Here is a 26052-nt window from a genome sequence, read left to right as displayed (position 1 = left end):
CCCCTCTGCTGGCAAACAACAAGCCGCGAGGCTTGCTGTCGCACTTATTTGCAGGATTTTCAGGCGCTTTTAGGCTTTTTCGCCAATACGATGAACATCAAAATTGCCAGCATGAAGCAGCCAAAAATAGTACCCGTCATGCTGACTACCGAGGTGCCGCCCAGTCCGGTGACGGGCACGCTGATTGCGCCCAGCGTAAACATGGTGACACCAATGACCGCTGAGGCACTGCCTGCGCGATGTCCCTGGCTCTGCATCGCCAGGGATGACGCGGTGGTGGCAATCACACCGTTGCTGGCGATGGTAAAGAACAGCGCAACCAAAATCACCGGCAGGGCAGCGTGGGTCAGTCCCGCCAGCAACAGACAGCTTGAGGCGACGAATGCCAATGCTAGTCCCCCTTTCAACACGCGATACTCACCCCACAGCGGGCACAATCGGGCACTGGTTTGTGATGCAATAATCAGACCGATGCCGTTAGCAGCGAAGCAAAAACTGAACGCCTGCGGTGATAAACCATAAATCTGTTGCAGTACAAATGGCGATGCGCCGATGTAAGCAAACATCCCTGACATCATGAAACCTTGCGTCAGGCAGAAGCCCATAAAGGGACGATGGGTGACAACCTGGCCCAGCGCGGCCCATGCGGAAAAGATCGAGCCCTGGCTACGACGTTCAGCGGGCAAGGTTTCGTGCAGCTTCCAGCGCGCGAGGAAAATCAGTAACACCGCAATACAGCCCAATACCACGAAAATGCCGCGCCAGTTCAGCACCGTCATCAGTACGCCACCAAGCACCGGTGCACCAATCGGTGCCAGGCCGTTAACTAACATCAACAGCGCGAAGAATCGCGTTAATTCATGGCCGCTGTACATATCGCGCGCGATGGCTCTCGACAGGACTGCGCCGCCCGCGCCCGCTAAGCCTTCAAACAGGCGAGCGACCAGCAGTGAATGAATATCTTTAGCCAGTGCGCAGCCAATTGAGGCAATAAACAGCAGCACCAGCGATAACAGCAACGGTTTAATACGACCGAATTTGTCGCTCATGGGACCAAACAGCAGTTGGCCTGCGCCCAGACCCAGCAGACCGGCGGTTAAACTCAGCTGTGCGGTGGCGGTTTCGGTGTGCAGGTCGCGAGCCAGTTCAGGTAGTGCGGGTAAATACAGGTCGATACATAACGGCCCGAGTGCCGCCAGCAAGCCGAGCGTAATGGCGTAAACCAACCGATTGGAGTGTGCAGGTGTCATTGATCCTCTGTTTTCTTTCTGTCTTAAGATTTTTTTGCCGGAGGATTATACGAAGCGGGAGGCCGCAACACAGCAACTTTACGAAAAACTAACGCTTCAGAATGGGCTGAAAGCGAAGCCAGTGATTTGATAAATCTGGATTTATGTTCCAGGATTAGTGTGACATGGACAAAGTATGAGGAATATAAAGATGAATAAAGTGCTGGGATGTATCGCTACTGCGTTAACGCTGGTAGCCCTGTCTGGTTGTACGACTTATGACAAAGCCGAAAGCTATGTGACTAAGCCGGTGGTGAAGGATGTGAAAAAAGGCATGACCCGCGACCAGGTTCGCCAGATTGCTGGACCGCCGTCGACTGAAATTACCATGGTGCATGCCCGTGGTACTTGCCAGACTTATGTTATCGGTGAGCGTGATGGTAAACAACAAACCTACTTCGTGAGTTATAACGATGTGGGTCGCGTCATGAATTACGGTTTCCAGAGCTGCAAAGATTACGATACTGACCCGCAAGCCGCACAGTAAGCGTGACAGATTAACGAAGCGGCCCGTCTAAGACGGGCCGTTTTTCGTTGGGCTTAGAGTCCGTAGGGACGCGGCACCTCGACATAATTACCACCGACTTCGCGCTGGTAATAGTGGCCTTCCTGCACATAGTAGCGCTTACCGTTGAAATCCAGCACCCGCATACCGCCTGATGGTGGCGCTTCAGGCGCTTGCACCACGACGTAGGTGTCACCCTGACGTTGATAGTAATTGCCATTCAGCATGTAATAGGTCAGGCCGCCGATCAGCACCGCAGTTGCCGCTTCAGGTAAGAAGCGCAGCGGGCCGGGGCCACCCCAACGTGGACCGCCACCCCAATGTGGACCTGGACCTGGTCCCCATCCGTAAGGGTGGGCAAAACTAATGGCTGGTGTTAATAAGGTTAACGCCAGCACCGAGGCGATAACGTTTTTCATCGGTGTTTCTCCTGCTATGACTGATAGCAGAATTAGCCTTTGCACGCTAAAACTCAAGTGAAAAATGGCTGATTTTTCGTCTGTTTACCATGCTTAACACTTTCCTGACGCTGGCACCACGATTAGGCTGAATTGCGGAGCTGAAGCCAAAAAAAACGGCAGGCTTTGCGGCCTGCCGTTGTCTGGCTGTGGAAGATTAGCGGTGCGCCAGTTCGGCGTGTTCGTCGCTTTCCAGTACTTTTTTATCGGTCAAACCGAGCCAGCGGCTGGTCAAAGAACCGGCCGTCATCGAACCATTGACGTTCAAGGCGGTACGGCCCATATCAATTAACGGTTCGATGGAGATCAACAGGGCGACTAACGTCACTGGCAGACCCATCGCAGGCAAGACAATCAGTGCCGCGAAGGTGGCACCACCACCCACGCCAGCCACACCGGCAGAGCTGAGAGTGACGATACCGACCAGGGTGGCAATCCACATCGGATCAAATGGATTGATGCCCACGGTTGGCGCGACCATCACCGCCAACATGGTCGGATAGAGACCAGCACAGCCGTTCTGACCGATAGTGGCACCAAACGAGGCAGAGAAGCTGGCAATCGATTCTGGCACACCCAGGCGGCGCGTCTGCGTCTCCACATTCAACGGAATGCTGGCCGCGCTGGAACGGCTGGTGAAGGCGAAGGTAATCACTGGCCACACTTTGCGGAAGAAACGCATTGGGTTAATGCCATTAACTGACAGCAGCAGGGCATGCACCCCGAACATGATGGCCAGACCAAGGTAAGAAGCCACCACGAAACCACCCAGTTTGATGATGTCTTGCAGGTTAGAGCCCGCTACCACTTTGGTCATCAACGCCAGCACGCCGTAAGGGGTGAGCTTCATGATCAAACGCACCAGCTTCATCACCCAGGATTGCAGGGTATCGATAGCTACCAGCACACGCTCGCCTTTGACTTTGTCATCTTTCAACAACTGCAAAGCCGCGACACCAAGGAAGGCGGCGAAAATCACCACGCTGATGATTGAGGTTGGGTTAGCACCCGCCATGTCCGCAAACGGATTTTTCGGGATAAAGGAGAGCAGTAACTGCGGCGTACTCAAATCAGCCACTTTGCCGACATAGTTGCTCTGAATCGCGCTCAGACGGGCGGTTTCCTGGGCACCTTGCACTAAACCTTCCGCGCTCAGGCCAAACAGTCCGGTGACCAGCACGCCTACCAAGGCGGAGATGGCGGTGGTAAACAGCAGCACACCAATGGTCAGTACGCTGATTTTGCCCAGTGAAGAAGCATTATGCAGACGCGCAACGGCACTGAGGATAGAGGCAAACACTAAAGGCATGACGATCATCTGCAGCAACTGCACATAGCCATTACCGACAATATTGAACCAGCTAATCGAGTCCTTCACGACCGGGCTGTTCTCACCATAAATGGTTTGCAGCGCCAAACCGAAAAACACGCCAAACACCAGACCGGTGAGTACGCGCTTCGACAAACTCCAGCTTTGGTTGCCAATGCGATTGAGAACAATCAGCAGCGCGACAAAGGCCACGATATTAAGAATGAGGGGAAAATCCATGCTCGACTCCAGAGATGAGCCGCGCAGCGTCATGAGCTGGCGCGGAAAATAGTCAATTCCCGTCAGGGAATGTCAGGAATGTTACCAGTTCATGAAAGTGCAGGCTTATATCCAAAAAGAATGGCTTATAACTTAATCTCGCAATTTGTATGCTTATTGCTCTTTCTGTCCGTTTATTACCCGACCCACTCCATTTTGTAGCGTATTGAACAGTTGTTCTGGCCAGCCGTTAGCACCAAAAGAGGGCGTGCCGGGCGGGAACCACAGTGCATAACCCACCAATGCCAGGCACAACGCACGCTCTAGTTGATTGCCTTTCTGGCTATTCAGCAAAGGTAGGCGAAAGCGCCAGCGGCAGGGCCACAGCAGCGGGACGCCAGCGGGGGTAAGCATATCGGCGATGATATGGCTGAGATAACCCAGCGTCATGCCCTGCAACACATCTGCGGGTAAAAACCAGTCGGCGGGAACATTAATCTGGAACAGCCACAAGCTGACCGCGACCGCCAGCAAGCTGTGCGTAAAGCCGCGATGGCCGAAGGCGCGCGCAATCGGATGGGATATCCATCTTAAACGCTGGCCCAGCACGGATTTAGGATGATCGATATCAGGCAGCAGGCAAGTCAACAGCGCAGCAGGCACAAGATGCCACCAATCGGCGCTAGCCAAAACCGGCGTCAACTCCGCGCGCTTGGCAAAAATCGCGCTGGCAATGGCAAAAATGATATGGCCTTCGGCCGTCATGATGAAACCTGGCTGCAAAAACTGTCGATGCATCCAGTATAGGGATTTATCCAGTAAATGAGAATGGTGACGCTGTAACGAAGCGTTAATATTTTTCACTTCCCCGCGTCATAATGACGCGGGAAAAGAACAGGTTAGCTTAGCGTGCTAACCATCCACCATCGACGGCCAACGTATATCCCTGAACATAGTCAGACGCGCTTGAGGCGAGAAACACGATCGGCCCCATCATGTCATCGGGGTTACCCCAACGGCCCGATGGAATACGTCCCAGGATCTCTTCATTACGCGATTCGTCGCTGCGCAGTTGCTCGGTGTTATTGGTTGCCATATAACCCGGTGCAATAGCGTTGACGTTGATGCCGTGTTTGGCCCACTCATTCGCCATCAGGCGGGTTAAGCCCATTACTGCGCTTTTCGATGCGGTATAAGAAGGTACGCGAATACCGCCCTGGAATGACAACATTGAGGCAATGTTAATGATCTTGCCGCCGTTACCCTGCGCAATAAACTGGCGGGCAACGTGCTGAGACAGGAAAAACAGGCTTTTGCTGTTGATGTTCATCACATCATCCCAGTCTTGCTCACTAAAATTGAGTGCATCTTCGCGGCGAATAATACCGGCATTGTTGACCAGGATATCAATGCGCCCGGCACAGGCAACGGCTTGCTCGACAATGTGCGGCACCCCTGTCGGCTTGGTGAGATCGGCCTGAATGGACCAGAAGCGCCGCCCCAACGCTGCGACTTTGGCTTGGGTATCAGCCGGACCTGCGCGGTTTACTCCAATGATATCGCAGCCTGCTTGCGCCAGACCCAATGCCATCCCCTGGCCTAAGCCAGTATTACAGCCGGTCACCAGCGCAACTTTGCCTTCGAGATTGAATGCGTTAAGGATCATTGTGCCTCCTGTTAGCGCAGCGCGCTGATACTGACGTGGTCCATATCATCAAACACCTGATTTTCACCGACCATGCCCCAGATAAAGGTATAGCGTTGGGTGCCGACACCGGCGTGGATAGACCAACTGGGTGAGATAACCGCTTGCTCGTTATGCACCAGTAAATGGCGCGTCTCTTGTGGTTGTCCCATCATATGAAACACGGCGCTGTCATCTGGCATATCAAAATAGAAGTACACTTCCATGCGGCGCTCATGGGTATGGCAGGGCATGGTATTCCACAGGTTACCATCATCAAGGCGGGTCAATCCCATGGTGAGCTGACAGGTGGGAAGGACGTCCGGCACGATGAATTTATTGATGGTGCGACGGTTCGAGGTGGCGGCATCGCCCAGTGTGGCTTTGACGGCATCCTCCAGCGTGATTTTCCTGTCGGGATAGCGCGTATGCGCCGGTGCACTGTTGTAGTAGAACTTTGCAGGATGGCGGGCATCGCTGCTGCGGAAGATGACGCGCTTCGTCCCTTGCCCCACATACAGGGCCTCCTGATGGCCGATCTCCCAGGTTTTACCATCAACGTCAATCAATCCCGGCCCGCCGACATTTATCACCCCTAATTCACGGCGTTCAAGAAAATAGCTGACGCCCAACTGCTTGCCGACTTCCTCTCCGATAGTCACCGACTGCTGCACCGGCATCACGCCACCGATAATGATGCGGTCAATATGGCTGTAGGTCAGTGTGTAGTTATCTGCCTCAAAGATCTTTTCGATCAAGAATTCGCGGCGCAGTCCCGCAGTATCGAGATTCTTTGCATGCTCACTGTGGATGCTTTGACGAACGTCCATCTCAGGCCTCTCAATGTTAAAGGAAGTGTCCCGAATCGGGTCTTTGGGCATCTTAGGCAGGATGGGATGGTAATTCAATAAAAATGAAACGTTGTTTTATTTATTTGTGTGGACGATCAAAAACGCACAATGCATGCATTTATTAAAGCGATGATTAACGTGCTATAGACAGGACAGACCCGTCCGAAGAGCAAAGCGTCCGGGCCAAGGATGGCCCGGCCGATCTGCAGGGATGCGTGTTGTCTTTGCGATCGGACGGGTCTGTCCTGGCTTGAGCGCCTGAACGTACAGCGACCGAACCGATGGCATTAGTTAAACAGATGCTCAGCCCGCAGCTCTGTCAAATCCGCCAGCTTCACATTCGCCAGCGCCCAACGTGCATCGTCACGATGCGATTCCGCTGGCACCACGATGGAACGCATGCGTGCAGCTTTAGTGGCGATCATGCCATTAAACGAATCTTCCAGCGTCACGCAGTTCAACGGATCAACACCCAACTTAGCGGCAGCATCCAGATACACCTGAGGATGTGGCTTGCTATAAGGAAGGGCTTCCGCCGACGCAATAGCATCGAAATAGTGACGCAGATCGAACATCTCCAGCACACGCTCTAACATAAACAGAGGAGACGCAGAGGCGAGGGCGATTTTTAATCCCTGCTGTTGGCAAAGTTGCAGAGCCTGCTCCACACCCGGCAACAGTGGTCGTGTCTCCTCAACTAAGCCCAGCGCACGCGCAATAATCCGCTGCGTCACTTCGGCTTGATCTGGCCCATTCCACGGCAGCGCTTCAAACCACATGCGCACGGTCTGATCAATACGCAGACCTAAGGTATCCGGCAGTTCGTGGCGGCGGGAGATATCCACACCCAGACTGGAAAAAATATCCAGCTCGGCCTGATCCCATAACGGCTCTGAATCGATCAGCAATCCGTCCATATCAAAAATAGCGGCCACGACAGGGCGACGATAAGACATACAACAGCTCCGTTTAAAAATTTGTCATACCTTAACATGGCAGGCCTGGAAAACCGACTCACGGCAGGTTACGCATTTTTCAGGAAAAAATGCATCAGTGCAGGTAGACTTAGGGCAAAACTACTGTATGTGAAGGAAACACCATGACTTATCAACAGGCTGGCCGCATCGCCATCCTTAAGCGAGTGGCCGGCTGGGTCATTTTCATTCCAGCGCTGCTATCGACCATCATCTCAATCCTCGGCTTCATGTTTAAACACAGTGAAAAGCAGCCTGGCATTGATGCCGTCATGCTCGATTTTGTCCACGTCATGGTGGATATGGTCAAGTTCAACACGCCGTTTTTAAACGTATTTTGGCAAAACTCTCCGGTGCCTGAATTCAACGGCGGTGCCAACATCGGCTTCTGGATCATCTACATCCTGATCTTTGTCGGGATTGCGTTGCAGGCGTCTGGTGCACGGATGTGGCGTCAATCTCGCCATATTAAAGAAGGGATAGAGGATCAAATGATTCTGGAGCAAGCGAAAGGTTCGGAAGGGCGGACTCGCGCGCAGCTGGAAGAAAAAATCCATGTGCCGCGCCACACCATCCTGCTACAGATATTCCCGCTCTATATCCTGCCCATCGTCATTGCGATTGCCGGATACTTTGTACTCAAGCTGTTAGGCATGCTTTAAGCGGTCAGGCCGGTTTGGCCTGACGCTGTCCTGACACATCTTCTTCCAGCAACTGGTCAATGGCGAATTGCGCTTCATTTGCCCAGTTGCCAGCAAACACATTGGCACGGTTCAACAGATAATACAGTTGGTAAACCGGCTGACGCTGTGAAAAACCTTCCGCCAGCGGCCACACGGCGTGGTAACCCTCGTAAATCTGCCGAGGCAAATCGGCGTAATAGCTCAGCATTGCTAAATCACATTCGCGATCGCCCCAATAACAGGCCGGATCAAACAACCATGGCCCGCTGCTGCTGCCTGCACAGTTAGCAGGCCACAAATCACCGTGTAACAAAGAGGGCTGAGGATGATGGTTAGCCAGGGCGCGCTGCACACAATCAACAATCAACTCTGTATTGCCGTACTGCACCCCTTTTTCAGCCGCGAGTTGTAACTGCCATCCAATACGTTGTTCAGCGAAGAACACGGACCAGCGCCGTAGCCAACTGTTGGGTTGCGGTGATGTGGTGATGTTATTGTCGTAGTCGAGGCCAAACTGCGGCTGCTCACTCCATTGGTGCAGATGCGCTAATTGTTGACCGAGTTGGAAGGCACTGTGCTCATTGAGAGGGTCGGGATGAATATACTCCAGCAGCAGAAAACTGCTGTCGCGATCGCTGCCTACGCCATACACCTTGGGTACGCGAACGGTCTGGGTACGCGCGAGCAAATCAAGTTGATCGGCTTCCCAACTGAACAGGGTGAGCATATCGCGGGTATTACACTTAACGAACACCTCCAATTCACCATAACGAATACGCCAGGCAGGATGGACATCTCCACCGGGTAACTCCTGACGCTCAGTGATTTCGGCACTGCCGACATGTTCGCTTAACAGACGACTAACGGCTGACCACATTGGGTAATCCTCTTTATTCGCTGCGTAAGTGTGATTGTAACGCGCAAAACTTCAGCAAAACCAGTGGTGCTGCCTAATTTTTGCACGCTTCAGGATTGCGCCTTCAAAAAAGCGTCCAGAGTGGTGACCACCACTTCCGGTTTACGATGCAAAGCCACTTCAGCTAACCCGATTGTTTGCTCGATGACATCCTGCTGTTCCAGTGCACTTATCAGGCCATAACTATTTGTACCCAACTCATGTGCGTGGCCGTTCTCATCGTGCAACGTGGTGCTATAACCGCCATTTACCATGACACTGTTCAGGGACTGCAAATCACTTAAGCTCGCATCCAGATAGTTTAGCGTGACAACGTAACGTTTAAGGTCATGGTCGCTCATCTTTCACCTCATTGTAATGGAACAAATTTCAGCGTAGACCAGCGCAACGGATAGAGCGAATTCTGCTCAATTCTGACCGGGAAGGGGCGTAAATCTGTGTCAGCAGGGTTCGGAAAATTCTTGTAGCAATTAAGCTGCTATTTCGCTAATTGCCTCTTATAATGCGCGCCGGAAATGGGAAAGGTCTCATTCCACGGGCGGTTTCCACACGAAACCTGGCTTTTCTGGCGCTTTCATATTTTTTTACAAAACTTACCGTAAATTGCATTGATTGGCCGGGAAAACTCTTCAGACTCATCATTTTTTAAACTGTCGTACGGGTCACATTTAATGAAAGCCTTTAATAAGCTGTCCGCTGTTTTATTGCTCTCTGCTGGAGCATTTTGTCACCAGGCATTTGCAGATAACACCGTATTCACCTCCATGGATGACCCTTCAACGGCGAAAAAACCGTTTGAAGGCAGCGCGTCAGCGGGATATCTGGCTCAGACCGGTAACACCACCAGCTCAGCGCTGAGTGCTGCGACCAACATGACCTGGTATCAGACCAACACCGCTTACAGTCTTTGGGGTAATGCTGCGAACAACTCCTCAAATGATGAGCGTTCGTCAGAGACTTACAGCCTCGGTGGCCGTACCCGTTACAACCTCAACAGCGCTGACTACCTGTTCGGTCAGGCAAGCTGGTTGAGCGATCGTTTCAACGGTTATGATTCACGTGACGTACTGACTGCAGGTTATGGTCGCCAGATCCTGAACGGCCCAGTGCACTCACTGCGTGCTGAATTCGGTCCGGGTGTGCGTTATGACGATTTCCACGCGGGTGGTCATGAAACCAAAGCGCTGGGTTATGGCGCGGTCAGCTATCAGTGGCAGCTGACGGACACCACCAAGTTCATTCAGGGTGTCTCCGTTCTGAGCAGCTTCGGAGATGACACCACCGTCAACTCTGAAACCGGCCTGCAAGTGGCAATCAATGCCCACTTCGCTTTGAAGCTGGCATACAACGTGACCTGGAACAACAATCCGCCGGAATCTGCGCCGGATCGTACCGACACCAAAACCACGATTCAGCTCTCCTACGCGATGTAAGCGAGATCGGATTGAACAACCGCTACCCGGTCTGTGCCGCGTAGCGGTTTTTTTTTATCTCTCTTTGGCTTAGCGCATTTTTGATGGGTTTTGCTGGCGAGTGAAAGCTGCTATTATCTCCGGCGCTTTACACTCCTGGCGTCATTCCGACAACGTGGGTCTGACATTACGCCGAGCTACTCAAACGAAACTGAATCTTGCATGTAGGCTTTCGTGTGGCTTACCACTGCAATAAGGATATGAAATGCCAGTAATTACTCTTCCTGATGGCAGCCAGCGCGTTTTTGACCGTCCGGTCAGCGTGATGGATATCGCTCTGGATATCGGTCCGGGTTTGGCGAAAGCCTGTATTGCCGGCCGCGTAAATGGCGAATTGGTGGATGCGGTTGATCCGATCACCGAAGATGCTCAGGTGGCAATTATCACCGCCAAAGATGAAGCCGGTCTGGAAATTATTCGTCACTCTTGCGCGCACCTGTTAGGTCATGCAATCAAGCAGCTGTGGCCGAATACCAAAATGGCGATTGGTCCGGTGATTGATAACGGCTTCTATTATGATGTCGATCTCGAACACACCCTGACGCAGGAAGATCTTGAGCTGCTGGAAAAGCGCATGCACCAGCTGGCTGAGACAAATTACGATGTCGTGAAGAAAAAGGTGAGCTGGCAGGAAGCACGTGATGTGTTTGCTGAGCGTGGCGAAAGCTACAAAACCACCATTCTTGATGAAAACATCAGTCACGATGATCAACCTGGTTTGTATCATCATGAAGAATACATCGACATGTGCCGCGGTCCGCACGTGCCGAATATGCGTTTCTGCCATCACTTCAAACTGCAGAAAATTTCCGGTGCTTACTGGCGCGGCAACAGCGATAACAAAATGCTGCAGCGTATTTACGGTACAGCGTGGGGCGATAAGAAGCAGCTGGCTGCCTATCTGCAGCGTCTGGAAGAAGCGGCGAAGCGCGATCACCGTAAAATCGGTAAGCAGCTTGACCTGTATCATATGCAGGAAGAAGCGCCAGGCATGGTGTTCTGGCACAACGACGGCTGGACTATCTTCCGTGAACTGGAAGTGTTTGTCCGTACCAAGCTGAAAGAGTACGACTACCAGGAAGTGAAAGGTCCGTTCATGATGGACCGCGTGCTGTGGGAAAAAACCGGCCACTGGGAAAACTACAAAGAGGCGATGTTCACCACTTCTTCTGAGAACCGTGAATATTGCATCAAGCCGATGAACTGCCCAGGACACGTGCAGATCTTTAATCAGGGTCTGAAATCTTACCGTGACCTGCCGCTGCGCATGGCAGAGTTTGGTAGCTGTCACCGTAACGAACCATCAGGTGCCTTACACGGCCTGATGCGTGTTCGTGGCTTTACCCAGGATGATGCTCACGTCTTCTGTACCGAAGATCAGGTACGTGATGAAGTGAACAGCTGTATCCGCATGGTGTACGACATGTACAGCACCTTCGGTTTTGAAAAAATCGTGGTGAAATTGTCTACCCGTCCGGAAAAACGCATCGGTACCGACGAAATGTGGGACCGTGCGGAAGTCGATTTAGCAGAAGCGCTGAAGGAAAACGAAATTCCGTTTGAATATCAGCCAGGAGAAGGCGCCTTCTACGGCCCGAAAATCGAGTTTACCCTGTACGATTGCCTCGACCGCGCATGGCAGTGTGGCACCGTTCAGCTAGACTTCTCCCTGCCAAAACGTCTGGACGCCACTTATGTGGGTGAAAACAACGATCGCCAGACACCGGTAATGATCCACCGTGCAATTCTGGGGTCCATGGAGCGCTTTATTGGCATCCTGACCGAAGAGTTCGCAGGATTCTTCCCGACCTGGCTGGCACCCGTGCAGGCTGTAGTGATGAATATCACCGACAGCCAGGCAGATTATGTCAGCGAATTGACAAAGAAATTGCAGAAAGCAGGCATTCGTGTCAAAGCAGACTTGAGAAACGAGAAGATAGGCTTTAAAATCCGCGAGCACACATTACGTCGTGTCCCTTATATGCTGGTTTGCGGTGAGAAAGAGGTGGAAGCAGGCAAAGTTGCTGTTCGCACCCGCCGTGGTAAAGACCTCGGGAGCATGGACGTAGATGTGTTTGTTGAGAAGCTGCAACAAGAGATTCGCAGCCGACATCTTCACCAATTAGAGGAATAAGGTTATTAAAGGCGGAAAACGAGTACAACCGACGCGTCCGAACCGTATCAACGGCGAAATCCGTGCTACCGAAGTGCGCTTAACTGGCGTAGACGGCGAGCAACTTGGCATCGTTTCATTGCGTGAAGCAATTGAGAAAGCCGAAGAAGCTGGCGTAGATTTAGTTGAAATCAGCCCGAACGCCGAACCGCCGGTTTGCCGTATTATGGATTACGGCAAGTTCCTTTATGAAAAGAGTAAGTCTTCTAAGGAGCAGAAGAAGAAGCAGAAAGTTATCCAGGTTAAGGAAATTAAATTCCGTCCTGGTACCGATGATGGCGACTATCAGGTCAAACTACGCAACCTGATTCGCTTTCTGGAAGAGGGCGATAAAGCCAAAATCACGCTGCGTTTCCGCGGTCGTGAGATGGCGCACCAGCAGATCGGTATGGAAGTGCTTAACCGCGTCCGTAAAGACCTGTGTGATGATTTAGATCTGGCGATTGTCGAATCCTTCCCTTCGAAGATCGAAGGTCGTCAGATGATCATGGTGCTCGCACCGAAGAAGAAACAGTAGGCCTTCAAGTAATAAACCCGCGCAGCGTTTGCGCTGTGCGGAATTTTATTCGCCTGTCTGGTTCATTTTATTAACAATGCGAAGTGGATATTTGTAAAAATGCCAAAGATTAAAACTGTCCGTGGCGCGGCTAAGCGCTTCAAGAAGACCGCTTCTGGCGGCTTCAAGCGTAAGCACGCGAACCTGCGTCATATTCTGACTAAGAAGTCTACCAAGCGTAAACGTCACCTGCGTCCGAAAGGCATGGTGTCTAAAGGCGATCTGGGCCTGGTTGTTGCCTGCCTGCCATACGCATAAGTAAACTTTTTATAAATCTGCCCGAACACTTTGCGTATTGCAGGGAATAGGGCGTCACAGAATATGATATAGGAGAGCTCACATGGCTCGCGTAAAACGTGGTGTAATTGCTCGCGCACGTCACAAGAAAATCTTAAAACAAGCTAAAGGCTACTACGGTGCACGTTCACGTGTTTACCGCGTTGCTTTCCAGGCTGTTATCAAAGCTGGTCAGTATGCTTACCGTGACCGTCGTCAACGTAAGCGTCAGTTCCGTCAACTGTGGATCGCGCGTATCAACGCAGCGGCTCGTCAGAACGGTATCTCTTACAGCCGTTTCATCAATGGCCTGAAAAAAGCCTCTATTGAAATCGACCGTAAGATTCTGGCAGACATCGCAGTATTCGACAAAGTGACCTTCACGGCACTGGTTGAAAAAGCGAAATCAGCTCTGGCGTAAGTCAGGTGAAAAAGGGAGCTTGCTCCCTTTTTTATTGTCTGCAACTCACGCAAATGATTGACATTTTAACCGCTGGGCTTTTCAATAGTGCGGTTTCTATCAAGACAAGGTAACGCAAGCATGCACGCTACTATTTTCCGTTTCTTTTTTTACTTTAGCACCTGAAAATCAGGGGCTTTTGCGCATAAGAAAAGAAACGAAAAATCGCGCTGAAAGCCTCCCCCGTGGAGGCTTTTTTGTTTCTGGCGACACTTAATCGGATCGCAGGATCCCAACAAGAACTGACCAGCCCGGCTGGAAGAAGAGGAAATCATGTCCCAACTCGCAGACCTGGTGGCCCGTGCCACGGCCGCTATCGACGAGGCGTCGGATATCGCCGCCCTGGACGCCGTGCGCGTCGAATTTCTGGGTAAAAAAGGGCACCTGACGCTGCAGATGACCACCCTGCGCGAACTGCCAGCAGAAGACCGTCCAGCGGCAGGCGCGGTGATCAACGAAGCCAAGCAGCAGGTGCAGGACCGTCTTAACGAGCGTAAAAACACGCTGGAAAGTGCTGAACTGAATGCGCGTCTTGCTGCAGAAACCATTGATGTTTCACTGCCGGGTCGTCGTATTGAGAACGGCGGCCTGCATCCGGTCACCCGCACTATCGACCGTATTGAAAACTTCTTTGGCGAGTTAGGCTTTGCGGTGGTAACCGGCCCGGAAATCGAAGATGACTACCACAACTTCGACGCCTTGAACATTCCTGGACATCACCCAGCGCGTGCCGACCATGACACCTTCTGGTTTGATGCCACGCGCCTGCTGCGTACTCAAACGTCGGGCGTGCAGATTCGCACCATGAAAAACCAACAACCGCCGATTCGCATTATTGCGCCAGGCCGCGTTTATCGTAACGATTACGATCAAACGCACACCCCAATGTTCCATCAGATGGAAGGTCTGATTGTTGATAAAGACATCAGCTTCACCAACCTGAAAGGCACGCTGCACGATTTCCTGAACAACTTCTTTGAAGAAGACCTGCAGATTCGCTTCCGTCCTTCTTACTTCCCGTTCACCGAACCCTCCGCTGAAGTGGATGTGATGGGTAAAAACGGCAAGTGGCTGGAAGTCTTGGGCTGCGGCATGGTGCATCCAAATGTTCTGCGCAATGTCGGCATTGACCCGGAGGTCTACTCTGGCTTTGCCTTCGGTATGGGTATGGAGCGTCTTACCATGCTGCGCTATGGCGTTAACGATCTGCGCGCCTTCTTCGAAAATGATTTACGTTTCCTCAAACAATTTAAATAAGGGCAGGTTATCCAATGAAATTCAGTGAACTCTGGTTACGCGAATGGGTAAATCCAGCCCTGGACAGCGCTGCGCTGTCTGAGCAAATCACCATGGCCGGCCTGGAAGTGGACGGTGTTGATCCGGTTGCCGGCGCGTTCCATGGCGTGGTGGTGGGTGAAGTGGTGGAGTGCGGCCAGCACCCGAACGCCGACAAACTGCGCGTCACCAAAATCAATGTAGGCGGCGATCGCCTGCTGGACATCGTCTGTGGCGCGCCAAACTGCCGTCAGGGTCTGAAAGTGGCAGTCGCCACCGTGGGCGCTGTGCTGCCAGGTGATTTCAAAATCAAAGCGGCAAAACTGCGCGGTGAGCCTTCAGAAGGCATGCTGTGCTCTTTCTCTGAGCTGGGAATTTCCGACGATCACAGTGGCATCATTGAGCTGCCAGCGGATGCACCAATCGGGACTGACATCCGTAGCTATCTGCAGTTGGATGACAACACCATCGAAATCAGCGTAACGCCAAACCGTGCAGATTGCCTCGGTATTATCGGTATCGCGCGCGACGTGGCGGTGGTTAACGGCTTGCCGTTGACGGAGCCCACTATTGAACCCGTTAACGCGACCATTTCTGACACCTTCCCCATTCGCGTAGATGCCACAGATGCTTGCCCACGTTATCTCGGCCGCGTAGTAAAAGGCATCAACGTGCAGGCGGCAACGCCACTGTGGATGCGTGAAAAACTGCGTCGCTGCGGTATTCGTTCAATCGACCCGGTTGTGGATATCACCAACTACGTTCTGTTGGAACTCGGCCAGCCTATGCACGCCTTTGACCTCGACCGCATTGATGGCGGCATCGTGGTGCGCATGGCGGAAGAGGGCGAAGTGCTGACGCTGTTGGATGGCACCGAAGCTAAACTCAGCAGCGACACGCTGGTGATTGCGGACCATCAGAAAGCGCTGGCGATGGGCGGTATTTTTGGTGGTGAGCACTCAGGTGTGAACGATCAGACCCAAAACGTGCTGTTCGAGTGCGCCTTCTTTGAACCGCTGGCGATCACCGGCCGTGCCCGTCGTCAGGGTCTGCATACCGATGCTTCACACCGTTACGAGCGTGGTGTCGATCCTGCGCTGCAGTTCAAAGCGATTGAACGCGCGACTCAGCTGCTGCTGGACATCTGTGGCGGTGAAGCGGGTCCAGTTATCGATCAAACTGACGCCAGCAAATTGCCTGAGCGTGCCACCATCACGCTGCGTCGTGAAAAGCTGGACCGCCTGATTGGTCACGTGATTGCCGATGAGCAGGTCACAGACATTCTGACGCGTCTGGGTTGTGAAGTGACCGTGGGCAACGGCGAGTGGAAAGCTGTCGCACCAAGCTGGCGCTTCGACATGGCTATTGAGGAAGACTTGGTTGAGGAAGTGGCGCGTGTCTACGGCTACAACAACATTCCTGATGTGCCGGTGAAAGCCAACCTGATCATGACACAGCATCGCGAAGCGGATTTATCCCTGAAACGTGCGCGCAGCCTGCTGGTGGATAAAGGCTATCAGGAAGCCATCACTTACAGCTTCGTTGATCCGAAAGTGCAGCAGCTGCTGCATCCCGGTGAAGAAGCGCTGATTCTGCCAAGCCCGATTTCCAGCGATATGTCCGCGATGCGTTTGTCACTGTGGACCGGTCTGCTAGGGGCTGTGGTGTACAACCAGAACCGTCAGCAAGGCCGTGTACGCCTGTTTGAAAGCGGTTTGCGCTTTGTTCCTGATACTCAGGCCGATCTCGGTATTCGCCAGGATCTTATGCTGGCGGGCGTACTGAGCGGTAATCGCTACGAAGAGCATTGGGATCTGGCGCGTCAGGCGGTTGACTTCTATGATTTAAAAGGCGATTTAGAATCGCTGCTGGATTTGACCGGTAAACTTGATGAGATTTCTTTCCGTGCAGAGGCCAATCCGGCGCTGCATCCAGGACAGAGCGCTGCAATTTATTTACGTGGCGAACGAATCGGATTTATCGGGGTGGTTCATCCGGAGCTGGAACGTAAGCTGGATCTCAACGGCCGCACCTTAGTGTTTGAACTGCTTTGGAATAAGGTCGCAGACCGCGTCCTGCCTGACGCGCGCGAGATTTCACGCTTCCCAGCAAACCGTCGTGATATCGCTGTGGTAGTGGCTGAAAACGTGCCCGCAGCAGATATCATCGCGGAGTGTAAGAAAGTTGGCGTAAATCAGGTAGTTGGCGTAAACTTGTTTGACGTGTACCGTGGTAAGGGCGTAAACGAGGGCGAAAAGAGCCTTGCGATTAGCCTGATTTTGCAGGATACCAGCCGGACACTCGAAGAAGAGGAGATTGCCGCGACCGTTGCCAAATGCGTTGCGGCATTAAAAGAGCGATTCCAGGCAACCTTGAGGGATTGAACCTATGGCGCTTACAAAAGCTGAAATGTCAGAGTACCTGTTTGAAAAACTCGGGTTGAGCAAACGCGATGCCAAAGAGTTGGTTGAGCTCTTCTTTGAAGAAGTTCGCCGTGCGTTAGAAAACGGAGAACAGGTTAAACTGTCCGGATTTGGTAACTTTGATCTGCGTGACAAAAACCAACGTCCAGGCCGTAACCCGAAGACGGGAGAAGATATTCCAATCACTGCCCGCCGGGTGGTGACATTCCGTCCGGGGCAGAAGTTGAAAAGTCGCGTCGAGAACGCGACACCGAAGGACGCTGACTAATTTCAGTATGACAAAAAGGCCGCTTAGCGGCCTTTTTTATTGGCTGAAAAACAGGCGATCTACGCAATCTTTCCATATTGTCAGGATTTCGTAAGTATCCGGAAAATAGGATGAAAATCGGCACTCGCCGATAGTGACTGTCTCATTTCATTTGTTATAACAGCGCCATCACATTACAAGAGGTTTTCGCTGATGAAAAAGACAGCACTTTTATTAAGCATCCTGTTAGGAATGCCGCTGCTGGCCAGTGCCAATGTTTCTGTCAACATGAACACCCCAGGGGTATCGATTCATATCGGTGACCAGGATAAACGTGGCTACTACTGGGATGGCTATGACTGGCGTGCGCCTACGTGGTGGAAACAGCATCATAACCAACGTGTTGGTATGAAAGGTCCACACGGTTACTGGAACGGTAACGGCTGGCAGTCACAGCACCCGGGCAACGCACCGCGTCATGACAACAAACCGCAGCCTCGCCAGCAGCACAACGACCCGCGTGATAATCACAACCAGCATGATGATCACGGTCAACCGATTCCTCCGCGTCATTAAGTCTCCTCAGCGGCACCTTCAGGTGCCGCTTTCTTTTTGCCACAATCCCACTACAATCAAATCTCTGTTTTCTCAGCCAATCTTTTCTATGACTCTGCTGGACCAGCTTGCCCGACAGGCCGACCGCCGCAGCCAGCGTTGGCTGATGCTACTCAGTGCCGCTGTGCTGCTTCTGTTCATCATTAGCCTGTGTGCCGGTGATAACTGGATCCCCCCCACACAATGGTTTAGCGCATCGAACGACCTCTTCGTCTGGCAACTGCGTTTGCCGCGCACCCTGGCTGTATTGCTGGTGGGTGCCGCGCTGGCGGTGAGTGGCGTGGTGATGCAGGCGCTGTTTAATAATCCGCTGGCAGAACCCGGCCTGCTGGGCGTGTCCAATGGTGCGGGAATCGGTCTAGTGCTGGGGGTGATGCTGGGTAATGGCTCGTTGTGGAGTCTGGCGTTGGCCGCCATGGCGGGTGCGTTATTCATCACCCTCATTCTGCTGCATTTTGCTCACCGTCAGCTATCGGCTACTCGCCTGCTGCTGACGGGCGTGGCGCTCGGCATTATCTTTAGCGCCATCATGACGTGGGCGGTGTACTTTAGCACCAGCCTCGATCTGCGCCAGCTGATGTACTGGATGATGGGCGGCTTCAGCGGCATTGACTGGCGTTACGGCTGGATGATGCTGGCACTGTTGCCGGTCACGTTACTGCTCATCGCTACCGCGCGCCCTCTCAATTTACTGGCGCTGGGAGAGACCTCAGCACGTCAGCTGGGTTTACCGCTGCTGCTGTGGCGCAATCTGTTAGTGCTGGCAATGGGATGGCTGGTGGGGGCCAGTGTGGCGATGGCCGGCGCAATCGGTTTTGTCGGACTGGTGATCCCACATTTGCTTCGGCTGAGTGGCTTGAGTGATCATCGTTATCTGTTACCGGCATCCGCTCTGGCGGGTGCCGCGGTGTTGCTGGGGGCGGATATTATCGCGCGCCTGGTGCTGACCTCCGCGGAATTACCGATTGGTGTGGTGACCGCCACGCTGGGAGCACCACTATTTATTGTGCTATTAGTGAAGTCTTCGCGCTAGCTGCGGCTGGCATCTTGGGTTCAACAACAGGAATCAACAATGAGTATCTATCAAACTGATCTGGTTACACTGGATGGCGAAAAAACCACGTTGGCGCAGTATCAGGATAAAGTCTTGCTGGTGGTTAACGTGGCGTCTAAATGTGGTCTGACGGCGCAGTATGAGCAGCTTGAGTCATTACAAAAAGCCTGGCAGAACAAAGATTTCAGTGTGCTCGGTTTTCCGTGCAACCAGTTCCTTGAGCAGGAACCTGGCAGTAATGAAGAGATCAAAACGTTCTGCAGCACCACTTATGGTGTGACCTTCCCGATGTTCGATAAAACCGACGTCAACGGGGCGAATCGCCATCCCCTGTATGCGCAACTGACTGCGGCTCAGCCAGAGGCCCAGCGTCCGGAAGGCAGCGGTTTCCTGGAACGTATGATGAGCAAAGGTCGTGCGCCGAAAGCGGAAGGCGATATTCTGTGGAACTTCGAGAAATTCCTGATCAACAAGCAGGGCAAAGTAATTGCGCGTTTCTCACCGGATATGACGCCAGACGATCCGATTATCCTGAAACGCGTTGAGCAGGCATTGGCCGAGTAAATGCTGTTGCAGTGCGAGGGAGTGAGCGTCGCAGGGCGACTGACTCCCGTCGACCTTACCCTGAATGCTGGCTCTCTGGTTCACCTGGTTGGGCCAAATGGCGCGGGCAAAAGCACGCTGTTAAGCGCGCTTTCAGGCCTGCTGCCTGTTAAAGGCAGCATTCGGATCGCTGGCCAGCAACTTGAGACCTTAAGTGGGGCTGCGTTGGCGCAGTTGCGCGCGTGGTTGCCTCAGCAGCAGTTGGCATTAGGGTCGATGCCGGTTTGGCACTTTCTGCGGCTACATTGCTCATCGGCGTCTCCCCAGGCAGATGCCACGCTGTCGGATGTTCTCACTCAGCTCAGCTTGCAACACAAACTGACCTGCAACCTGACACAGCTTTCGGGTGGTGAATGGCAGCGTGTACGGCTGGCCGCGGTCGTATTACAGATTCATCCGTTGCTCAATCCACGCGGGAAGTTGCTGATTCTGGATGAGCCAATGACCGCGCTGGACGTCGCGCAACAGCGTGCGGTGGATAAGTTACTGAGCAGCCTATGCCACGCAGGCATCGCCATCATCGCCAGTGGCCACGACCTCAATCATAGCCTGCGCCATGCGGATATTGTGTGGTTAATGCATCAAGGAAGTATGGTGAGCCAAGGCGGCGCACGGGAAGTATTGACTGCCGAACAACTGGCACCGCTGTATCAGACTCACTTCGAGCAAATCGACACCGCACAAGGCCCGCTGCTGTTTATCCCTTGAATGTCGTTGCCTGAACGGCAGATTTACCGCTAAAGTGTCTGCCGGGCGACGGATTTAAGGATTATTCTGATGCGACTTACGGTTTTTATTCTGGTTCTGCTGTTGGCAGGCTGTAGCAGCCATCGTGCACCGCCGCCGAATGGTCGCCTGTCTGATTCGATTACCGTTATTGCCCAACTCAATGAACAACTCACACACTGGCGGGGAACGCCTTATCGATACGGCGGGTTAAGTCGCGGTGGGGTGGATTGCTCGGGCTTTGTTTATCTGACTTTCCGTGATCAATTTGCCATGCAGCTGCCGCGTTCCACGATTGATCAAACCGATATTGGCACGCGAATCGACAAAAGTGACCTGCTACCTGGCGATCTGGTATTCTTCAAGACCGGCAGCGGTGAAAATGGCCTGCACGTTGGTATTTATGATACCGATAACACCTTTATTCATGCCTCTACCAGTCAGGGTGTAATCCGTTCCTCACTGGACAATGTTTATTGGCGCAAAGTATTTTGGCAAGCGCGTCGCATCTGATTGAGTACCATACTAGGTAATAATGCCATAAAAGGCGCGTGGTTTTATGCATTATTAATTGTGATGGCAAAGCCTGACTTAACTCTCATTTAAAATGGAACTTTAAATAGCCTTTCTTCAATACTAAAAAGAGTGCTAAGTTTATTTAATCGGTAAGGATATTAACCCCGGTTATTTGGCTTAAGTATTATCTCAGGCTTAAAACCGCTTAATCAGGCATAAAAACAGCGTCTCTTCAAACGTTTGGTCCTATTGCCTGGTGGTTTTCATTGATATACGATGCGCCAATTGCCACTGCTTCTGGCTGTAGAAATGAAAGTCCATTTATCTGCCGACTATCAGTCGGAAACCTGGTTTTATCCAGTTTACTCTCTGGCGGGCCAGCTGACTTCGGTCGAGCTGGTGACGCAATTCGTCCACGACAGCGCACCTATTACGCTGCCGCAGGATTTGTTGTTGCCGCAGTTAGACGATGCGCAGCAATTACGCTTACTGCAGAGCCAGCTTTCATTGCTGGAAAAGTACCGTGAATTTTTTGAGTTACATCAAATTACCGCCTTGGTACGTATTGATGATTCCATGGCCACAATGCTATTGGAAAGCGAATTTCTGTTAAGGAAATTTAAACAACTTTCTTTTATTATTCTGGATGTCAGCGAAACGTTTCCGCAATTAGCCAAGGGAAAAGCGCAGCCGCTTTTAGCTTCCTTACAGCAAGAATTCCGTTTATCACTCTCGCAGTTTGGGGCGGGAAAAGCGCCTGCAACCGCAGTCTATGATAATCTGTTTAACGTATTGAAACTGGATAAGGTCTTTATTCAGGGGCTTGCAAAACGTGCATCTTTTACACCTTTTATGCAAACGATGATTGATACGTTTTCCGATTTCGCCGACCAGATAATTATATGTGGCGTCGACGATGGCCTGCTGCTGGAGAAAGTTAGCCAGTTAAATGGGGCGCAACTGCAAGGAAATTTGTTCCCGGTTGTTAAAGCGGAACGGTTAAGCGATCTTATTTATCCTGATGTGAGCTTGCATACACCCTCAAAGCAGTAATCCTTTCACCTGTTCTCCACCTCGTGTCAGCGTTACACTAAACCTCACTTCGATACACTCAATGTCGGTGCGTTGCACACATGCATCTACTGGAGTATTAATGCAATTTATCAATAGCTGGCAGCAAGAGTTGCCGGGCTTTTACACCGCGCTGGCCCCGACCCCCTTAGCAGGTGGGCGCTTGTTTTATCACAATGCGCCGCTGGCGGCTGAAATGGGGCTGGAGCCAAACCTGTTTCAAGGCGAAGGCCATGGCGTATGGAGCGGTCGTGAATTACTGCCGGGTATGGCACCGCTGGCTCAGGTCTACAGTGGCCATCAGTTTGGCGTCTGGGCCGGACAGTTAGGTGATGGTCGAGGTATTTTGCTGGGCGAACAGCAGCTGGAAAATGGGCGCAAACTCGACTGGCACCTCAAAGGCGCGGGACTCACTCCTTACTCACGCATGGGCGATGGCCGCGCGGTCATCCGCTCCAGCGTGCGTGAATTTCTGGCTTCCGAAGCATTGCACCACCTTGGTATTCCCACCACGCGTGCCCTGGCACTGGCGATTGGTGAAGAGCCAGTGTTGCGTGAAACCCAAGAGCGCGGCGCCATGCTGATGCGCATCGCGGAGAGCCACCTGCGCTTCGGCCATTTCGAACACTTCTATTATGGTGGTGAACAGGAGAAGGTGCGCCAACTGGCGGATTATGCCATTCACCATCACTGGCCGCAGTTACGCGATCAGGCTGACCGCTATCAGCTTTGGTTCAGCGACATCGTCAAACGTACCGCGAGCCTGATCGCTCACTGGCAGAGTGTCGGCTTTGCACACGGCGTGATGAACACCGACAACATGTCGATTCTTGGATTAACACTGGATTACGGTCCTTACGGCTTCCTGGACGATTACCAGCCCGATTTCATCTGCAATCACAGTGATTATCAAGGCCGCTATGCGTTTGAGAACCAGCCGATGATTGGGCTGTGGAACCTCAACCGTCTGGCGCATGCTCTGTCAGGGTTAATGACCACGGATCAGCTCAAACAGGCGCTGAGTCAATATGAAACCGAACTGATGCGGGTTTGGGGTGAGAAGATGCGTGCCAAGCTGGGGCTGTTAACCGCGGATGCGAATGACAACGCCATTCTCACCTCGCTGCTGGAGTTGATGACGCAAGAACACAGTGATTATACGCTGACGTTCCGTTTGTTAAGCGATACGCAACAGCAGGAGAGCCGTTCACCGCTGCGCGATGAGTTTATCGATCGTGAGGCGTTTGATCGCTGGTATGACACTTATCGCCAACGACTGCTGCAAGATGAAACGACGGATGAACAGCGTCAAACGGTAATGAAAGCCGCTAATCCCGCGCTGGTATTGCGTAATTATCTGGCTCAGCAGGTTATCGAAGAGGTCGAGAAAGGGGAAACTGCGGCGTTGGAAACCTTGCATCTGGCATTGCAGCAGCCGTTTAGTGATGCAGCCGTTAGCGCGCAGTTGCGCCAACGGCCACCCGAGTGGGGCAAAACGCTGGAAGTGAGTTGCTCCAGCTAAATTAATTAGAAACGGCTGTCTACCGCGGCAGCCAGTTTCTCCAGCACTTCTTCACTATCTTCCCAGCCAAGGCAGGGATCGGTAATGGACTGCCCGTAAGTTAAGGGTTCACCGCCCACCACCTTCTGGTTACCTTCCTGCAGGAAACTCTCAATCATCACACCCGCAACAGCACGTGAACCCTGGCGAATCTGCGCGGCGATGTCATCCGCGACGTCGCGCTGGCGGCGATGCTGCTTCAGGCAATTACCGTGGCTGAAGTCGATAATCAACTGCTCAGGCAAGTTGAAATCACGCAGGTTCGCTGCTGCTGCCGCCACATCTTCAGCATGGTAATTGGGCTGCTTACCGCCACGCAGGATCACATGGCCGTGCGGATTGCCGCTGGTCTGGTAAATCGTCATCTGGCCATGTTTATCCGGCGAGAGGAACATATGGCTGGCGCGAGAAGCGCGAATCGCATCTACAGCGATCTGCACGTTGCCATCGGTACCGTTCTTGAAACCCACCGGACAGGAGAGTGCCGAGGCCATTTCACGGTGGATCTGACTTTCCGTTGTGCGTGCGCCAATAGCGCCCCAGCTGATCAGGTCGGCAATAAACTGGCCGATCACCATATCGAGAAATTCGGTGGCGGTCGGCATCCCCAGTGCATTGATATCCAGCAGCAGTTTGCGGGCGATAGCGATGCCGCGGTTGACGTCAAAACTGCCGTCGAGATCAGGATCAGAAATCAAACCTTTCCAACCCACCACAGTGCGCGGCTTCTCAAAATAGGCGCGCATTACAATTTCAAGGCGATCTTTGTAGCGCTCACGCAAGAGATTCAGGCGTTCGGCGTATTCAATCGCCGCTTTGGGATCGTGCAATGAGCACGGACCGATAATCACCAGCAGGCGCGGGTCTTCACCCGTCAGGATACGGGCAATGCGCTGGCGCGCAGCGGTGACGTTAGCGGCAATCTCCGCCGAAATAGGGTGTTCTTGCGCGAGGGCCGCTGGCGTTAGCAGGCTGCCGATGCGCGCAGTACGCAGTTCATCAGTCTTGTTCATTGGGACTCTCAAAATTCTGTTCTTCGCAGCGGTGAAATACCGGGAAGTGATGGTGGTCACAATAAACCAATAGCTCGCGAATTCAACCCGCTAAAAAGAAAGGAAAGTTATTCAAGACGGAAGCCAGGCTTTACGGCCTGGCTTACACGCTAATACATGCTGCGGCGCAGCCCCATAATGTCGAGGATTTTGGTGGCAATCTCCTCGACCGAATAGTTGGTACTGTTGAGGTAGCGAATTTGATGGGTACGGAACAACGCTTCGACTTCACCCACTTCAAGGCGGCACTGACGCATTGACGCATACCGGGTATTTTCGGCGCGCTCCTGACGGATCGCCGCCAGGCGCTCGGGATCGATGGTTAATCCAAAGAGCTTATGCTGATGTGCGCGTAATGCGGGGGGTAATTTTAGATTATCCATGTCATCCGCGATAAAGGGGTAGTTTGCCGCACGCACACCAAACTGCATCGCCAGATAGAGGCTGGTCGGCGTTTTGCCACAGCGCGAGACGCCAAGCAGAATGACCTGTGCATCTTCCAGACCGCGCAGAGAAATACCATCATCGTGGGCCAGGGTGTAATCAATCGCGGCGATACGCGCATCATATTTGCCCAGATTGCTGGCAGTCAGCCCGTGAGTACGATGCGCCACGGGCATCGAAGCTACACCGAGTTCGCTTTGCAACGGGGCGACCAGTGCCTGCACGATGTCCTGACAGAAGCCTTCACTCTCCAGAATGATCTCGCGGACGTCAGGCGTCACAATTGAGAAAAACACTAACGGACGCACGCCACTCTGCTGGTACAAAGCATTAATTTGCGCTTTAACCGCCTGCGCGCGCTGGACATTCTCAACAAAAGGCAGGGTGACACTGTTAGTGCTAACGGGAAATTGTGAGAGCACTGCGTGCCCCAAAACTTCAGCGGTAATGGCGGTGCCATCTGAAATGTAGAACACACTGCGTTCAGTGCTCATAGGCAAGCAATCCTCTCATTTACTTTTACATAACAATCTCACTGCCAATATTTCATTTTAATTAAAAATAAAATGAAATATCCATATCAGTGACGGTCACATCACACAAGGCTGTTCTTCAAAAGGGAATATTAGATGAAATGCTG

At 52.5% G+C, this 26052-nt stretch carries 29 protein-coding genes and 1 other annotated feature; of the genes, 18 read left to right on the top strand and 11 right to left on the bottom strand.

Annotated elements, in window-relative coordinates:
• Positions 1-59: 59 nt before the first annotated feature.
• Positions 60-1250, bottom strand: coding sequence for a multidrug effflux MFS transporter (locus LK04_RS10535; RefSeq protein WP_039335924.1), 1191 nt, complete (start codon positions 1248-1250; stop codon positions 60-62).
• Between the two features lie 190 nt (positions 1251-1440).
• Between LK04_RS10535 and osmE the strand changes: the two genes are divergently transcribed.
• Positions 1441-1776 carry an osmotically-inducible lipoprotein OsmE gene (gene osmE / locus LK04_RS10530; RefSeq protein ID WP_039335923.1) on the top strand — a complete coding sequence of 112 codons (336 nt, stop codon included), beginning with the start codon at positions 1441-1443 and terminating at the stop codon, positions 1774-1776.
• A gap of 53 nt (positions 1777-1829) precedes the next feature.
• Here osmE and LK04_RS10525 read toward each other — a convergent pair whose 3' ends face one another.
• The 6 genes from LK04_RS10525 to hxpB form a co-directional block, all read right to left on the bottom strand.
• A complete protein-coding gene (locus tag LK04_RS10525; protein WP_039335921.1) occupies positions 1830-2213 on the bottom strand; it encodes a DUF6515 family protein in 384 nt (127 codons plus the stop codon).
• A 196-nt stretch (positions 2214-2409) separates the two neighbouring features.
• A complete protein-coding gene (locus LK04_RS10520) occupies positions 2410-3801 on the bottom strand; it encodes an L-cystine transporter (protein ID WP_039335919.1) in 1392 nt (463 codons plus the stop codon).
• Positions 3802-3954: 153 nt separating this feature from the next.
• Complete coding sequence (locus LK04_RS10515; protein WP_039335932.1) at positions 3955-4545, bottom strand: metal-dependent hydrolase; 591 nt, start codon at positions 4543-4545, stop codon at positions 3955-3957.
• A 139-nt stretch (positions 4546-4684) separates the two neighbouring features.
• Complete coding sequence (gene kduD / locus LK04_RS10510) at positions 4685-5446, bottom strand: 2-dehydro-3-deoxy-D-gluconate 5-dehydrogenase KduD (RefSeq protein ID WP_039335917.1); 762 nt, start codon at positions 5444-5446, stop codon at positions 4685-4687.
• 11 nt (positions 5447-5457) lie between these two features.
• Positions 5458-6294, bottom strand: coding sequence for a 5-dehydro-4-deoxy-D-glucuronate isomerase (kduI, locus tag LK04_RS10505; RefSeq protein WP_039335914.1), 837 nt, complete (start codon positions 6292-6294; stop codon positions 5458-5460).
• Between the two features lie 308 nt (positions 6295-6602).
• Positions 6603-7271 (bottom strand): hexitol phosphatase HxpB, encoded by a 669-nt coding sequence (gene hxpB, locus LK04_RS10500; protein ID WP_039335911.1) that lies wholly within the window; start codon positions 7269-7271, stop codon positions 6603-6605.
• A 143-nt stretch (positions 7272-7414) separates the two neighbouring features.
• Between hxpB and LK04_RS10495 the strand changes: the two genes are divergently transcribed.
• Positions 7415-7951, top strand: a complete 537-nt coding sequence (locus LK04_RS10495) for a YniB family protein (RefSeq protein ID WP_039335910.1) — start codon at positions 7415-7417, stop codon at positions 7949-7951.
• Positions 7952-7955: 4 nt separating this feature from the next.
• Here LK04_RS10495 and LK04_RS10490 read toward each other — a convergent pair whose 3' ends face one another.
• Together LK04_RS10490 and ghoS are read right to left on the bottom strand one after the other, a co-directional pair.
• Complete coding sequence (locus LK04_RS10490; protein WP_039335908.1) at positions 7956-8849, bottom strand: fructosamine kinase family protein; 894 nt, start codon at positions 8847-8849, stop codon at positions 7956-7958.
• 89 nt (positions 8850-8938) lie between these two features.
• Complete coding sequence (gene ghoS, locus LK04_RS10485; RefSeq protein ID WP_058973123.1) at positions 8939-9229, bottom strand: type V toxin-antitoxin system endoribonuclease antitoxin GhoS; 291 nt, start codon at positions 9227-9229, stop codon at positions 8939-8941.
• 330 nt (positions 9230-9559) lie between these two features.
• On the opposite strand from ghoS, the gene LK04_RS10480 reads away from it, so the two are divergent.
• The 16 genes from LK04_RS10480 to LK04_RS10410 all read left to right on the top strand — a co-directional run bounded on the left by LK04_RS10480 (position 9560) and on the right by LK04_RS10410 (position 23877).
• Positions 9560-10321: a DUF481 domain-containing protein gene (locus LK04_RS10480; protein ID WP_039335729.1), complete on the top strand. Its 762-nt coding sequence runs from the start codon at positions 9560-9562 to the stop codon at positions 10319-10321.
• Positions 10322-10565: 244 nt separating this feature from the next.
• Positions 10566-12494, top strand: coding sequence for a threonine--tRNA ligase (gene thrS, locus LK04_RS10475; protein ID WP_039335731.1), 1929 nt, complete (start codon positions 10566-10568; stop codon positions 12492-12494).
• Between the two features lie 4 nt (positions 12495-12498).
• A complete protein-coding gene (gene infC / locus LK04_RS10470; RefSeq protein WP_039335733.1) occupies positions 12499-13050 on the top strand; it encodes a translation initiation factor IF-3 in 552 nt (183 codons plus the stop codon).
• Between the two features lie 99 nt (positions 13051-13149).
• A complete protein-coding gene (gene rpmI / locus LK04_RS10465; RefSeq protein WP_006118955.1) occupies positions 13150-13347 on the top strand; it encodes a 50S ribosomal protein L35 in 198 nt (65 codons plus the stop codon).
• An 82-nt stretch (positions 13348-13429) separates the two neighbouring features.
• The gene (gene rplT, locus LK04_RS10460) at positions 13430-13786 is read left to right on the top strand and encodes a 50S ribosomal protein L20 (RefSeq protein WP_007892678.1); all 357 of its coding nucleotides are present in this window, start codon (positions 13430-13432) and stop codon (positions 13784-13786) included.
• A 115-nt stretch (positions 13787-13901) separates the two neighbouring features.
• Positions 13902-14027 (top strand) — a sequence feature (Phe leader region).
• Positions 13907-13951 (top strand): pheST operon leader peptide PheM, encoded by a 45-nt coding sequence (pheM, locus tag LK04_RS20670; RefSeq protein WP_156138093.1) that lies wholly within the window; start codon positions 13907-13909, stop codon positions 13949-13951. Its footprint overlaps the feature before it by 45 nt.
• A gap of 71 nt (positions 14028-14098) precedes the next feature.
• Positions 14099-15082, top strand: coding sequence for a phenylalanine--tRNA ligase subunit alpha (pheS, locus tag LK04_RS10455; protein ID WP_039335741.1), 984 nt, complete (start codon positions 14099-14101; stop codon positions 15080-15082).
• Positions 15083-15096: 14 nt separating this feature from the next.
• The gene (pheT, locus tag LK04_RS10450) at positions 15097-17484 is read left to right on the top strand and encodes a phenylalanine--tRNA ligase subunit beta (protein ID WP_039335743.1); all 2388 of its coding nucleotides are present in this window, start codon (positions 15097-15099) and stop codon (positions 17482-17484) included.
• A gap of 4 nt (positions 17485-17488) precedes the next feature.
• A complete protein-coding gene (gene ihfA / locus LK04_RS10445; RefSeq protein WP_007892687.1) occupies positions 17489-17791 on the top strand; it encodes an integration host factor subunit alpha in 303 nt (100 codons plus the stop codon).
• A gap of 192 nt (positions 17792-17983) precedes the next feature.
• Positions 17984-18346, top strand: a complete 363-nt coding sequence (locus tag LK04_RS10440) for a DUF2502 domain-containing protein (protein ID WP_039335746.1) — start codon at positions 17984-17986, stop codon at positions 18344-18346.
• A gap of 88 nt (positions 18347-18434) precedes the next feature.
• Positions 18435-19418 carry a vitamin B12 ABC transporter permease BtuC gene (btuC, locus tag LK04_RS10435; protein WP_039335748.1) on the top strand — a complete coding sequence of 328 codons (984 nt, stop codon included), beginning with the start codon at positions 18435-18437 and terminating at the stop codon, positions 19416-19418.
• A gap of 39 nt (positions 19419-19457) precedes the next feature.
• On the top strand, positions 19458-20003 hold the full coding sequence (locus tag LK04_RS10430; protein WP_039335750.1) for a glutathione peroxidase: 546 nt from the start codon (positions 19458-19460) through the stop codon (positions 20001-20003).
• Positions 20004-20750, top strand: a complete 747-nt coding sequence (gene btuD, locus LK04_RS10425; RefSeq protein WP_039335752.1) for a vitamin B12 ABC transporter ATP-binding protein BtuD — start codon at positions 20004-20006, stop codon at positions 20748-20750.
• A gap of 69 nt (positions 20751-20819) precedes the next feature.
• On the top strand, positions 20820-21281 hold the full coding sequence (locus tag LK04_RS10420; protein WP_039335754.1) for an NlpC/P60 family protein: 462 nt from the start codon (positions 20820-20822) through the stop codon (positions 21279-21281).
• Between the two features lie 312 nt (positions 21282-21593).
• Positions 21594-22337 (top strand): EAL domain-containing protein, encoded by a 744-nt coding sequence (locus LK04_RS10415; protein WP_039335825.1) that lies wholly within the window; start codon positions 21594-21596, stop codon positions 22335-22337.
• Positions 22338-22437: 100 nt separating this feature from the next.
• Positions 22438-23877 carry a protein adenylyltransferase SelO gene (locus LK04_RS10410; protein WP_039335756.1) on the top strand — a complete coding sequence of 480 codons (1440 nt, stop codon included), beginning with the start codon at positions 22438-22440 and terminating at the stop codon, positions 23875-23877.
• 5 nt (positions 23878-23882) lie between these two features.
• On the opposite strand, the gene LK04_RS10405 is transcribed toward LK04_RS10410, so the two are convergent.
• Both LK04_RS10405 and LK04_RS10400 read right to left on the bottom strand, forming a co-directional pair.
• Positions 23883-24929, bottom strand: a complete 1047-nt coding sequence (locus LK04_RS10405) for a 3-deoxy-7-phosphoheptulonate synthase (RefSeq protein WP_039335758.1) — start codon at positions 24927-24929, stop codon at positions 23883-23885.
• A gap of 149 nt (positions 24930-25078) precedes the next feature.
• A complete protein-coding gene (locus LK04_RS10400; RefSeq protein WP_039335760.1) occupies positions 25079-25912 on the bottom strand; it encodes a pyruvate, water dikinase regulatory protein in 834 nt (277 codons plus the stop codon).
• Positions 25913-26052: the final 140 nt, after the last annotated feature.

This window comes from Pantoea vagans (assembly GCF_001506165.1).
Lineage (GTDB): Bacteria > Pseudomonadota > Gammaproteobacteria > Enterobacterales > Enterobacteriaceae > Pantoea > Pantoea vagans_C.
This window is presented reverse-complemented; position numbering and strand designations above follow the sequence as displayed.

What these genes read in the sequence shown, in the direction of transcription:
- LK04_RS10535 (WP_039335924.1), bottom strand. Translation starts at nt 1,250, where the DNA reads ATGACACCTGCACACTCCAATCGGTTGGTTTACGCCATTACGCTCGGC.
- osmE (WP_039335923.1), top strand. Translation starts at nt 1,441, where the DNA reads ATGAATAAAGTGCTGGGATGTATCGCTACTGCGTTAACGCTGGTAGCC.
- LK04_RS10525 (WP_039335921.1), bottom strand. Translation starts at nt 2,213, where the DNA reads ATGAAAAACGTTATCGCCTCGGTGCTGGCGTTAACCTTATTAACACCA.
- LK04_RS10520 (WP_039335919.1), bottom strand. Translation starts at nt 3,801, where the DNA reads ATGGATTTTCCCCTCATTCTTAATATCGTGGCCTTTGTCGCGCTGCTG.
- LK04_RS10515 (WP_039335932.1), bottom strand. Translation starts at nt 4,545, where the DNA reads ATGACGGCCGAAGGCCATATCATTTTTGCCATTGCCAGCGCGATTTTT.
- kduD (WP_039335917.1), bottom strand. Translation starts at nt 5,446, where the DNA reads ATGATCCTTAACGCATTCAATCTCGAAGGCAAAGTTGCGCTGGTGACC.
- kduI (WP_039335914.1), bottom strand. Translation starts at nt 6,294, where the DNA reads ATGGACGTTCGTCAAAGCATCCACAGTGAGCATGCAAAGAATCTCGAT.
- hxpB (WP_039335911.1), bottom strand. Translation starts at nt 7,271, where the DNA reads ATGTCTTATCGTCGCCCTGTCGTGGCCGCTATTTTTGATATGGACGGA.
- LK04_RS10495 (WP_039335910.1), top strand. Translation starts at nt 7,415, where the DNA reads ATGACTTATCAACAGGCTGGCCGCATCGCCATCCTTAAGCGAGTGGCC.
- LK04_RS10490 (WP_039335908.1), bottom strand. Translation starts at nt 8,849, where the DNA reads ATGTGGTCAGCCGTTAGTCGTCTGTTAAGCGAACATGTCGGCAGTGCC.
- ghoS (WP_058973123.1), bottom strand. Translation starts at nt 9,229, where the DNA reads ATGAGCGACCATGACCTTAAACGTTACGTTGTCACGCTAAACTATCTG.
- LK04_RS10480 (WP_039335729.1), top strand. Translation starts at nt 9,560, where the DNA reads ATGAAAGCCTTTAATAAGCTGTCCGCTGTTTTATTGCTCTCTGCTGGA.
- thrS (WP_039335731.1), top strand. Translation starts at nt 10,566, where the DNA reads ATGCCAGTAATTACTCTTCCTGATGGCAGCCAGCGCGTTTTTGACCGT.
- rpmI (WP_006118955.1), top strand. Translation starts at nt 13,150, where the DNA reads ATGCCAAAGATTAAAACTGTCCGTGGCGCGGCTAAGCGCTTCAAGAAG.
- rplT (WP_007892678.1), top strand. Translation starts at nt 13,430, where the DNA reads ATGGCTCGCGTAAAACGTGGTGTAATTGCTCGCGCACGTCACAAGAAA.
- pheS (WP_039335741.1), top strand. Translation starts at nt 14,099, where the DNA reads ATGTCCCAACTCGCAGACCTGGTGGCCCGTGCCACGGCCGCTATCGAC.
- pheT (WP_039335743.1), top strand. Translation starts at nt 15,097, where the DNA reads ATGAAATTCAGTGAACTCTGGTTACGCGAATGGGTAAATCCAGCCCTG.
- ihfA (WP_007892687.1), top strand. Translation starts at nt 17,489, where the DNA reads ATGGCGCTTACAAAAGCTGAAATGTCAGAGTACCTGTTTGAAAAACTC.
- LK04_RS10440 (WP_039335746.1), top strand. Translation starts at nt 17,984, where the DNA reads ATGAAAAAGACAGCACTTTTATTAAGCATCCTGTTAGGAATGCCGCTG.
- btuC (WP_039335748.1), top strand. Translation starts at nt 18,435, where the DNA reads ATGACTCTGCTGGACCAGCTTGCCCGACAGGCCGACCGCCGCAGCCAG.
- LK04_RS10430 (WP_039335750.1), top strand. Translation starts at nt 19,458, where the DNA reads ATGAGTATCTATCAAACTGATCTGGTTACACTGGATGGCGAAAAAACC.
- btuD (WP_039335752.1), top strand. Translation starts at nt 20,004, where the DNA reads ATGCTGTTGCAGTGCGAGGGAGTGAGCGTCGCAGGGCGACTGACTCCC.
- LK04_RS10420 (WP_039335754.1), top strand. Translation starts at nt 20,820, where the DNA reads ATGCGACTTACGGTTTTTATTCTGGTTCTGCTGTTGGCAGGCTGTAGC.
- LK04_RS10415 (WP_039335825.1), top strand. Translation starts at nt 21,594, where the DNA reads ATGAAAGTCCATTTATCTGCCGACTATCAGTCGGAAACCTGGTTTTAT.
- LK04_RS10410 (WP_039335756.1), top strand. Translation starts at nt 22,438, where the DNA reads ATGCAATTTATCAATAGCTGGCAGCAAGAGTTGCCGGGCTTTTACACC.
- LK04_RS10405 (WP_039335758.1), bottom strand. Translation starts at nt 24,929, where the DNA reads ATGAACAAGACTGATGAACTGCGTACTGCGCGCATCGGCAGCCTGCTA.